Consider the following 9,717-nt stretch of genomic DNA (forward strand, 5'->3'; position numbering starts at 1 on the left):
TTAAAGATTAGAGGTGGTTTCAATCCTCCACCCATCCTTATTTTCAGCGACCCCGATAGCGAGAACTTTGTGCTCGAAGGGGAGCTTTAGAACCTCCGAGGCGAGTTCTCTGGCCGGGCTGAAGTTGTTCAGGCCGAGTTCAACGAAGCCATCCACGTTGTAGGTTGCGGTAACAAAAGCCTTTCCTTCCTTCAGCTCAAGCTCCCTCACCCACAGCCAGCCCCTTCCGGCGAAGCCGAGCCAGCCTCTCTTGTTTCCTCGCTCTATAACTCCAGCTATCCTTGGCGTGTCGTATGCATCTCTCTCGTAGTCCATCGCGTCGAGAACGTGGACTAAAGCCTTCCTCGGCTTCTCCCAGTCGAGGGCCTGGAAGATGAAGTCCGTGTGGAGGCCGTTGGTGACCACCGCGTACCTCTCGTTCGTTCTCACAACGGGGTAGCTCACATAGGGGTTGTCCGTCTCGGTTCGGTTGATTATGTAAGCGGTGCTGCCCTTAATCACGGCCTTCCTCTCCGGGAAGGAACGGGAGCAGAGGAGGTAGAAGGTGAAGGGCTTGCCGTTCATCAGGCCTATTCCGAGGGTTCTCCCAGTGTAGGTCAAGCTACCACCTCCCCCAACCTGTCATCCTCAAGGGCCAGTTTTATCTCCCGCGCTATCCTCCTGCCCGCGCTCATTGGCTCCTCCCAGTAGAGCCGTCCGTACCAGTGGAGGGCATTGCTCCCCCCGTCTATCCGCGAGGCGAAACCGATGGCCTTAAATTCTCCGTCGTAGGCGAAGTGGAGCGCGAAGGGTCCAATTATTCCGGGTGGTTCGAGTTTTCTCATCGCCTCGACGAATGCCAAACCGTAATCATAGAGCTTTGGCAGGAGCGACTCCCTGAGGGCGACACCGACGTTGCCCGCTATCGTGTACGGGAGCGGTCTCACCGGCCAGCGGGCGTTTCCGTCCGCTATGAGAATCCTCTCGTCAACGCCGAGCAGCTCAAGCCTGCCCAGGATTGGCGAGTGGAAGAAGTGGACGTAGAGGTAAACGCCGGGTATGAAGCGCTCAACCCTGTAGTCACCCTCAACACCCTCCAGCCTTTCTTCAAGCCCTTCTCCTTTAGCGATGAAGTGCCCGCTACCGCCCCTCGGCCCCTCAAGGCGGACGAAGTAAAGCTCGTCGGGCTTAGCCTCTTCCGGCTTGACAACCTCAACGCGCGGTATTCCAGCTTTGTCGAGCGCTTTGTCCTGAAGTTCAAAGGTCGTCTCCCACTTGAGGAAGCGCCTATTGCCGAAGAACTTGGTTCTGGCCCTTTCTATCGCCTCAAGGCCGAGGTAAGCCACGAAGGAACCGTGCGGAATTACGATGCCGTCGTCGTTTAGTATTGCGCTCATATCTTCGGTTACAAAAAGCTCGTCTGCGAGCCTCGTGGAGGCGTAGAAGGCTCTTCTTCCAGGTTTCACGTAGAGCCTCGTTTTAAAACCCTCACCCTTGGCCCCAAGGAGTATCTGGAGGGAGGAATGAGACGCTATCGTCGAGATTATCATTCGATCACCCCCAGCAATTCTTCCCGGGTTAATATTCTCCTGCCCTTTGCGACGCGCATCGTGTCTCCACTCAGCTCGTCTATCACCAGAAGCTCCCCGCCGAGTCGGCCGAACTCGAGCTTGAAGTCAACGAGCTGAAGGTCCTTTGAAGAGAGGAAATCCCGCAAAATCCCGACCACCTTCCCCATCGTTTCCTTCATCTTTTCGACCTCTCCCCTGCTCGCGATTCCCAGGGCGATCACTGAGTCTTCAGCTATCAACGGGTCGTCGAGGCGGTCGTCCTTGAGCGTGAACTCGGCTATCCCCAAGGGCTGAAAGGGCCTTACCCAGTCCCTGTATCTCCGCAGGAAGCTTCCGTAGGCCAGTTCCCGATAGATAACCTCGAGCGGAATCCTCTCGGCCTTCAGGAAGCGGGCCTTCCTATCGTCAATCCTCTCGACGAAGTGCGTTCTTATTCCGTTTTTCTCGAGTAGTTTGAAGAAGAACTCCGTCTGCATTAAAACGACGCTCCCCTTCCCGGCTTTTTCGCCGACAACTTCGTTGCCCCCGCTGTCTTCCCTACCGTCCCTGCCTAGGATGGTGTCCCTGAAGTGGAAGATGAGATAAGGGCCGTCCTCGTAGACGTCCTTGGTCTTGCCGGAGTATATTAACCTCAAGCTCTCACCCCTTCCTCAGCATGTCGTTGATGAGCTTTATCGCGCAGAGATCGCCGCACATCGAGCAGGCTTCCGTCTTCGTCGGTCTCTTCTTCCTTATCTCGATGAACCTGTCTTTGTCCTGGCTCAGCTCGAACTGCCCTGCCCAGTCGAGTTTTCCGCGGGCGAGGCTCATGAGGTAGTCCTTTTTGAAGTCCGCCTCGAACCTCGTGAGGTTGACGGCATGTGCCGCTATCTTCGCCGCTATAACCCCCTGGCGGACGTGCTCGACGTCCGGAAGGCCGAGGTGCTCCGCCGGAGTCACGTAGCAGAGGAAGTCAGCACCGTTCAGGGCCGCTATGGCGCCGCCTATTGCCGCCGTGATGTTGTCATAACCGGGGAAGATGTCCGTAACTATCGGCCCCAAGACGTAGAAGGGTGCGTTGTCGGTTGCGACCTTCGCGAGCTTCACCTGCGCCGCTATCTGATCAATGGGGACGTGACCCGGCCCCTCAACCATCGTTTGAACGCCGGCTTCCCTTGCGCGCCTGACGAGCCTCCCGAGGGTGTAGAGCTCGGCAATCTGAAGCTCATCGCCGGCATCGGGAAGTCCACCGGGCCTCAGGCCGTCGCCGAGGCTTAAAACCACATCGTACTCCTTTGCCAGTTCGAGGAGATAGTCGTAGTTCTTGTAGAAGGGGTTTTCCTCGCCCCAGTGGAGTATCCAGGCAGCTAAAAACGTCCCGCCGCGCGAGACCATGCCGACCGCTCTCTTCGTCCGCTTCATCTTCTCGACGACCTCTTTCGTAACGCCGACGTGGATCGTCGTGTAGTCAACGCCGTCCCTGAAGTGTTTCTCAACGGCCTTCCACATGTCGTCCTCGCCCATCTCGATGATGGCCTTTCCCTTGGCGAGCATCTCCTCGGCCGCCTGATAGATGGGAACGGTGCCGATTGGCACATCAACGGCGTGCATTACGGTTTTTCTGATCTCGTCGAGGTCACCACCGGTGGAGAGATCCATAATCGTGTCTGCACCGTATTTAACGGCAGTTTTGGCCTTCTCCATCTCAGCTTTGACATTGACTATATCGCGGGATGTGCCTATGTTCGCGTTCACCTTGACGCGGACGGCGCTGCCGACAGCCACTGGCTTAACCCAGTCGTGCTTAACATTGCGGAAGATGACGGTGTGGCCCTTCGCTATGCTCCTCTTGAGCTTCTTCAGGTCTATGCCCTCCCTCTCCGCTACGAACTTCATCTCCTCAGTTACCTCTCCCCTCTTCGCGGCCTCAAGCTGGGTCATCCCAATCACCCATTTAAAACCAGTTTATAATAAAGTTTTTAAGTTTCAAAACTAAGTTTTGACCGCGGCTTAAAAGGTTTTGGGTGGTGACAATGAAGGAAGTGGAGATAAGCAGGGCGATAGTTGAGGCCTACTTCAACGACCTCTTAGAGAACCTCTCTCTCGACGTTGCCATAGTCGGAGCGGGCCCCTCCGGAATGGTTGCCGGTTACTACCTGGCGAAGAACGGGGCAAAGGTTGCGATATTCGAGAAGAAGCTCTCTATAGGCGGCGGCATCTGGGGGGGAGCTATGGGATTCAACAGGATCGTCGTCCAGGAGGAAGCCAGGGAAATCCTCGACGAGTTCGGGATAAGTTACAGGCTCTTCAGGGACGGCCTCTACGTTGCCGATGCAGTAGAGACTGCAACAACTCTCGCGAGCAAGGCGGTGAAGGCCGGGGTAAAGTTCTTCAACATGGTGGGGGTTGAGGACCTGGTCGTCAAGGGCGACCGCGTCGCCGGGGTGGTTATCAACTGGACGCCGGTAATGATGACGGGTCTCCACGTCGACCCTCTCACCGTTGAGGCGAAATTCGTCGTGGATTCCACGGGCCACGGTGCCCAGATAAGCGGGCACCTCCTCAAGCGCGGGCTGATAGAGAGGATTCCCGGCGAGGGGCCTATGTGGGCTGAGAAGGGCGAGGAGCTGACTGTGAAGCACACAGGGGAGGTTTTCCCCGGCTTTTACGTGACCGGAATGGCAGCCAATGCCCTCGCTGGAGCGCCCAGGATGGGGCCGATATTCGGCGGGATGTTCATGAGCGGTAGGAAAGCCGCCCTCGAAATCCTCAAAAGGCTGGGGTGATGGGATGGCTGTTTTAATCATTGCCGGCCTCGACACCGGGGGCGGAGCGGGGCTTAAAGCGGACATCGAGACGGTTTCCACCCTGGGCGAGCACCCACTCCCCGTTATTACATCCGTCACCTACCAGAACCCCTCGGAGGTTAGAGGCTACCACACCCTTCCGCCAGAGGTTGTTGGGGAAGAGTTAAGGGCCGTTAAGGAGAGCTTTGAAATCAAGGCAGTCAAAATCGGTATGGTAGGGGGAGGTGAGGTTGCAGAAGCGGTAGATGGGGAAACGAAGGGACTTTTGAGGGTTCTTGATCCCGTCCTTGCTTCGAGCACCGGTGCAAAGCTCGCTGACTCAATCGAATCCGTTAAAGCCCTTATTCCCGGCTCAATAGCTACGCCGAACGTTCCTGAGGCGGAAGCCCTGAGCGGCCTCAAGATACGCTCGGTCAACGACATGAAGGAAGTGGCGGAGACAATAGCCGAGGGGCTGGGAGCAAAGGCCGTCGTCGTCAAGGGTGGCCATCTAAGCTACACAGACGTCCTCTACTGGAATGGTGAATTTTGCGAGTTCTCCGGAAAGAGGGTTGGGGGCTTCACCCACGGGACCGGCTGTGCATTCTCCTCTGCCTTAACAACGTTCTTAGCCAAGGACTTTGAGCTTCCTGAAGCCGTTGAGAAAGCAAAGCGATTCGTCGAGGGGGCAATAAGATTCTCAAAGGCCGAGACGAAAGCCGTTAATCCACTCTGGGAGCTTGAGAGGGATGCCCACCGCTGGAGAGCTAGGGGGGAGCTTGAAGGGGCAGTCAAAGAGTTTGTAAAGCTCGGCGAGAGGCTAAGCCGCCACGTTCCTGAGGTAGGGACGAACTTCGCGTTAGTAACCCCTTTCAACGAAGTCTTCGCAGTTAAGGGCAGGATAGTCCGCTACGGTGAAACGGTTAAGCCCGTGGGGCCGGTTGAGCCTGGAGCGAGCGACCACCTCAGAAGAGCTCTCCTCAGGACGCGCGAGTTCTACCCCGAAGTCAGGGCCGTTCTGAACCTTAAATACTCGGAGGAACTCGTCGAAAAGGCCAAAAAACTCGGTCTCATCGTTTCCTTCTATGACCGGCGGGAGGAGCCGGAGGAGGTTAAGCAGGCCGAGAGAGGAACGATGGAGTGGGGAATCGAGAGTGCGGTGAAGAGAGTCAGAGAGAGGCCCGATCTCGTCTACCATCTCGGCGACTGGGGCAAGGAGCCGATGGTTCTGGTGTTTGGGGGGAGCGCGGCGGAAGTTTTAGAAATACTGCATGACCTTGTCCGTTGACCTCACATAAACGCACATAGCACATCAAAGAACGCCGAGCCAAGCCAGTGGAGGAGGAAGCTTGGCAGGAAGCTCTCGCTTTCAAGGTCGAGCCATGAGAACACTATCCCCGCCACAAAGGCGTATGGAATCTCGATCCCAGGCTTTCCGATGTGGGCAAGGGTGTAAGGAACGTCCTGCGCAAGGATGGCCGGCCACCTGTTTTTCTCGGCCAAAGGCATGAGGAGGACACCACGGTAGAAGGCCTCGTTGGCCAGCATTATGGCCCCCATGGCGAGCTCTTTGATAGCAAAATCAAGCGGACTGGAGAAGCTAAAAATTGGGTAGTAATCCTTCATCGACGGAACCGTCGTGCCGTAGAGGCTGAGTGGAATTGTGGCGATTAGCAGGACCAGTGCCCAGCGATAGCCCCTACCGTTGCCAAGTTTAAAGCCCAATTCGGTCGGCCTGAAACCGAGGAAGAGCGCAAGGGCAAAAGGAACCGCGATTAAGAACAGGACGTTGTACAACGCCCAGAGAAATATTCCCCTCCAACTGTAGCGCACCGCGAGGATGAAGGGAAGTGATAAAGTATAGAGGATGTAAGGATTTCTCCTGATTCCCATCCGTTACACCATAAAGTTTATTTGGACGTTTCCAGCGTAGCGCCGAACTTCTATTCCCCGGTTGGTGAAGACGAGTCCTATCTCTAGGGGTCTTCTTGGGTTGGCACGCCTGACAACGCGGATTCCAACCTCATCGCCTATCCTGTCCTTGTTGAGCCGATTAACATGAGTGTAAAGAAGGCTTAGAAAGTTTCTATAGTCCTGCATCTCCTCGAGGAACTCTCTCTGTTCAGGGTTCAGTCTCGGGTAGATGTAGCGGTGGAAGAACCAGTCAAAGGCGCTCCTAGTCTCCGTTGAGTACGCGAAGAGGAGCTGGTAGAACTCCACGTTCTTGTTTCCAAAGACCGAGTCCATGTGAGCGACGGCCTTCCCAAGGTAACCCGCGGCCTCGCTGAGTTTCATGTTTATAAGCCTCAACTCAATGTCGCTCCCCCTTAGGTTTATCTGAACGTACCTACCCGCTCCAAAGTCCATGTAGATCGTGTTGTAGAACAGAACCAGCTTTCTTGGTCGGAATGTCATGTACTGAACGAGGCGCCTAATCGTGTCCCCCAGCCGGTTGAGCTGTCTGGGATCGCCAATGAGGAGTGCCTCTATCCCAGCCACGGGTTCATGTAGAACTACATCGTTGTCAAGCCAGAACTCGACCTCGTGCCTCCATCCCGGCATGTTGTAGCGGTTCAGAATCTTTAGGTCAGCTATTGAAACGGGGGCTTCCTTCTGAACCCGTCCAAATCGTTTCTTAAAGACGACCACGGGGTGGTAGCCGTTTGAGGGGTTGATGTACGACACCGGTATATCCATGACATAGCACAGTGCCATGAGGGCCTCACGTATCTTAGGGATGTCATCCCGCGTGAACCTCGAACCTAGATCCTCAAGCAGAATCCTCAGTCTCCCCTCACTGACCATGGCCTGCACCCAAAAGGATTAAGAAGAAGGGATTAAAAAGTTCACTCCGAGCCGGCGGCTTTCTCATCTTCCATCTTCCCCGCGGCGGCCTTGGTCTTCTTCTTACTACTGGTCTTCCTGGTGGTGGTCCTTCTCGTCTTCCTGCCCTTGGTGCCCTTCCTGGAGTTCCTATCTTCATCCTCAGGTTTTCCTTTTGTGGTTTCAGCCTCCTTAGCCTTCTCGTTCTCTGGCTCCTCTTGTATTTCAGCCTTTTCTTCAGTCCTCTCCTCTGTGGTTTCCTCTGAGGGAACTTTTTTCTCCATCTTGGGGTTTCCCTCTGCAACCCCTTCCCCGATTTCCTCAGAAGGCTCCTCTCCAGCCTCCTCTTCGGACGGCTTGAGGAGTTCGTCAACGCCCGGCTTGAAGGTTATTTCCTCGTAGCCTATGAACTTGAGGTCGCTCTCGAGGAGTATCTCACCGAGGACGAGCGTGTTTTTATCAACTTCGTTGTGAACGGGGGTGAAGTCAACCGTGACGTCCTTTTCGCCGACTTCAATAATGACCTTCTCATGGTCAACGCTCGGCATGCGGAGTTCTAAGAGGGCCTTGACCCGCTCAATCGGGTCGCCTATCTTCTCAACAACCTCCACCTCGTAAACCAGATGCTTGCCGGCGTAGGGGTGGTTGAAGTCGACCCTAACGCGGCCGCCACTGACGGTGAGAACCCTTCCCTTGAGCTTTCTACCGCCCTCGGTTTCTATCTCAATCGGCATGCCTGGGAATGGGCGGAGGCCCTGTCTCCTGAACTGGCCGAGGGTGAAGATTTTTATGAGCTTGGGATCACGCTTTCCGAAGCCATTCTCTGGTTGAACGGTTATCTCATACTTCTTCCCGACCTCAAGACCTGCGAGTTGCTCATCGAGACCCTTAATGACGTGGCCGGCACCGACCGCAACCGGAACGGGGCCGTAGATGCCCTTTTCGTTGTAGATGCCCGCCTCCTTGGCGACCTTTTCATAGGTCGTGTCGAATATCTCACCGGTCTCCCTGACCTTTCCGGTGTAGTGAATCCTTATGACGTCTCCTTTCTTGATCGCCATCATCGTAACCTCCTTTTCATGTTCTACCCCGGATTGAGAGGGTTGCTTTTTAAGCTTTTGCCGTTTACCAAGGGGGCGATAACCTAATAAGAGAACCCCCCAAGTTCCCCCGGTGGTGAAGATGGCCATAAGGATATACAACACCCAGACGAGACAGAAGGAGGAGTTCAGATCGCTCAGAGAGGGCGAGGTTAGGATGTACGTCTGCGGTCCGACGGTTTATGACTACACCCACATCGGCCACGCGAGAACCTACATCGCTTTTGACGTCGTGAGGCGCTACTTCGAGCATAAAGGTTACACAGTCATGATGGTCATGAACTTCACCGACATAGACGATAAAATCATTCGCAGGGCGAACGAGACTGGGGAGAATCCAAGAGAGCTGGCCGAAAAGTTCCTTCGCTACTTCCTGGAGGATATGGGAGCGTTAAAGGTCAAGCCGGCCGATATCTATCCCCGCGTTACGGAGCACATAGGGGACATCATAGACTTCATTGGGAGGCTGGAGGAGAAGGGCTATGCCTACGAGGGAAGTGACGGCGTTTACTTCGAGGTTCGCAAGTTTAAGGACTACGGAAAGCTAAGCGGGATAAAGGTGGAGGACCTTGTCAAGGGCGCTCGTGTTGAACCCGGTGAGGGTAAGAGAAACCCCGAGGATTTTGCCCTCTGGAAGAAGGCGAAGCCCGGCGAACCCAAATGGGGAAGCCCCTGGGGGGAGGGGAGGCCCGGCTGGCATATCGAGTGCTCCACGATGAGCACGAAGTACCTGGGAGAGAGTTTCGACATCCACGGCGGAGGAAACGACCTCATCTTCCCTCACCACGAGAACGAGATAGCGCAGACGGAAGCGTGCACTGGTCATGAGTGGGTCCGCTACTGGATGCACACCGGTTTCCTCATGGTCAACGGCGAGAAGATGAGCAAGAGCCTAGGCAACTTCATCACGATACGCGAGGCGTTGGAGCGCTACGACCCCGAGGTGATAAGGCTCTTCGTGCTCCAGAGGCACTACAGATCACCGCTCGACTACACGGAGGAGGGCATGGAGCACGCGAAGAACAACCTGGAGAGGCTCTACAACACCCTTGAGAACATCCGCGTGGCTATGGAGAAAGCGGAGATATCCTTCAAGTGGGGAAGCGAGGAGTTCGAGGCCTACGACGCTATACGGAACGCTAGGGAGAATTTCTACGAGGCGATGGACGACGACTTCAACACGGCCGAGGCCCTGAAGGCCGTCTTTGAGGCCAGCAACGCGGTCAACCGCTACCTGACCCGGGTGGAGACGCCGAAGGAGAGCATACTGAGGAAGGCCTGGGAGTTCTTCAAGGCTGTCAGCGAGGTCTTCGGAATCTTCGAGGACTACTTCCGCGAGCAGAAAGCCGGTGAGGAGGAGGAACTAATAAAGCTCCTCATAGAGGTGCGCGCCCAGCTCAGGAAGGAGAGGAACTTCGCGCTGGCGGACAGGATAAGGGCCGAGCTGAGAGAGCTTGGAATTCAGCTTGAGGACACACC

The 9,717-nt window shown here is 55.6% G+C and carries 10 protein-coding genes; 3 read left to right on the top strand and 7 right to left on the bottom strand.

Features of this window, described 5'->3' with window-relative positions:
* The 4 genes from MV421_RS08090 to thiC are packed head-to-tail and all read right to left on the bottom strand — an operon-like array spanning nucleotide 1 to nucleotide 3,470.
* Nucleotides 1-600, bottom strand: coding sequence for an IMP cyclohydrolase (locus MV421_RS08090; RefSeq protein ID WP_297421770.1), 600 nt, complete (start codon nucleotides 598-600; stop codon nucleotides 1-3).
* A complete protein-coding gene (locus tag MV421_RS08095) occupies nucleotides 597-1,529 on the bottom strand; it encodes a formate--phosphoribosylaminoimidazolecarboxamide ligase (RefSeq protein ID WP_297421768.1) in 933 nt (310 codons plus the stop codon). The genes MV421_RS08090 and MV421_RS08095 overlap by 4 nt, the downstream gene beginning before the upstream one ends.
* Nucleotides 1,526-2,185, bottom strand: coding sequence for a phosphoribosylaminoimidazolesuccinocarboxamide synthase (locus MV421_RS08100; RefSeq protein WP_297421766.1), 660 nt, complete (start codon nucleotides 2,183-2,185; stop codon nucleotides 1,526-1,528). The genes MV421_RS08095 and MV421_RS08100 overlap by 4 nt, the downstream gene beginning before the upstream one ends.
* Before the next feature lie 4 nt (nucleotides 2,186-2,189).
* Nucleotides 2,190-3,470: a phosphomethylpyrimidine synthase ThiC gene (gene thiC / locus MV421_RS08105; RefSeq protein WP_297421828.1), complete on the bottom strand. Its 1,281-nt coding sequence runs from the start codon at nucleotides 3,468-3,470 to the stop codon at nucleotides 2,190-2,192.
* A 92-nt stretch (nucleotides 3,471-3,562) separates the two neighbouring features.
* On the opposite strand from thiC, the gene MV421_RS08110 reads away from it, so the two are divergent.
* Together MV421_RS08110 and thiD are read left to right on the top strand one after the other, a co-directional pair.
* Nucleotides 3,563-4,315 (top strand): sulfide-dependent adenosine diphosphate thiazole synthase, encoded by a 753-nt coding sequence (locus MV421_RS08110; protein WP_297518170.1) that lies wholly within the window; start codon nucleotides 3,563-3,565, stop codon nucleotides 4,313-4,315.
* A gap of 4 nt (nucleotides 4,316-4,319) precedes the next feature.
* A complete protein-coding gene (gene thiD / locus MV421_RS08115; RefSeq protein ID WP_297518141.1) occupies nucleotides 4,320-5,603 on the top strand; it encodes a bifunctional hydroxymethylpyrimidine kinase/phosphomethylpyrimidine kinase in 1,284 nt (427 codons plus the stop codon).
* A 2-nt stretch (nucleotides 5,604-5,605) separates the two neighbouring features.
* Here the strand turns inward: thiD and mrtA are convergent, their stop codons facing one another.
* The 3 genes from mrtA to MV421_RS08130 are packed head-to-tail and all read right to left on the bottom strand — an operon-like array spanning nucleotide 5,606 to nucleotide 8,202.
* Nucleotides 5,606-6,208: a CPBP family archaeomyxosortase MrtA gene (gene mrtA / locus MV421_RS08120; RefSeq protein WP_297421762.1), complete on the bottom strand. Its 603-nt coding sequence runs from the start codon at nucleotides 6,206-6,208 to the stop codon at nucleotides 5,606-5,608.
* Between the two features lie 3 nt (nucleotides 6,209-6,211).
* Entirely contained in the window at nucleotides 6,212-7,120 is a 909-nt protein-coding gene (locus tag MV421_RS08125) for a hypothetical protein (protein ID WP_297421824.1), read from the bottom strand.
* Between the two features lie 41 nt (nucleotides 7,121-7,161).
* Nucleotides 7,162-8,202, bottom strand: coding sequence for a peptidylprolyl isomerase (locus MV421_RS08130; RefSeq protein ID WP_297518144.1), 1,041 nt, complete (start codon nucleotides 8,200-8,202; stop codon nucleotides 7,162-7,164).
* Nucleotides 8,203-8,320: 118 nt separating this feature from the next.
* Between MV421_RS08130 and cysS the strand changes: the two genes are divergently transcribed.
* Nucleotides 8,321-9,717 (top strand): cysteine--tRNA ligase (gene cysS / locus MV421_RS08135; protein ID WP_297518173.1); only part of this gene is annotated, 1,397 nt, incomplete at its 3' end.

The organism is Thermococcus sp. (genome assembly GCF_027023865.1).
Taxonomy (GTDB): Archaea; Methanobacteriota_B; Thermococci; order Thermococcales; family Thermococcaceae; genus Thermococcus.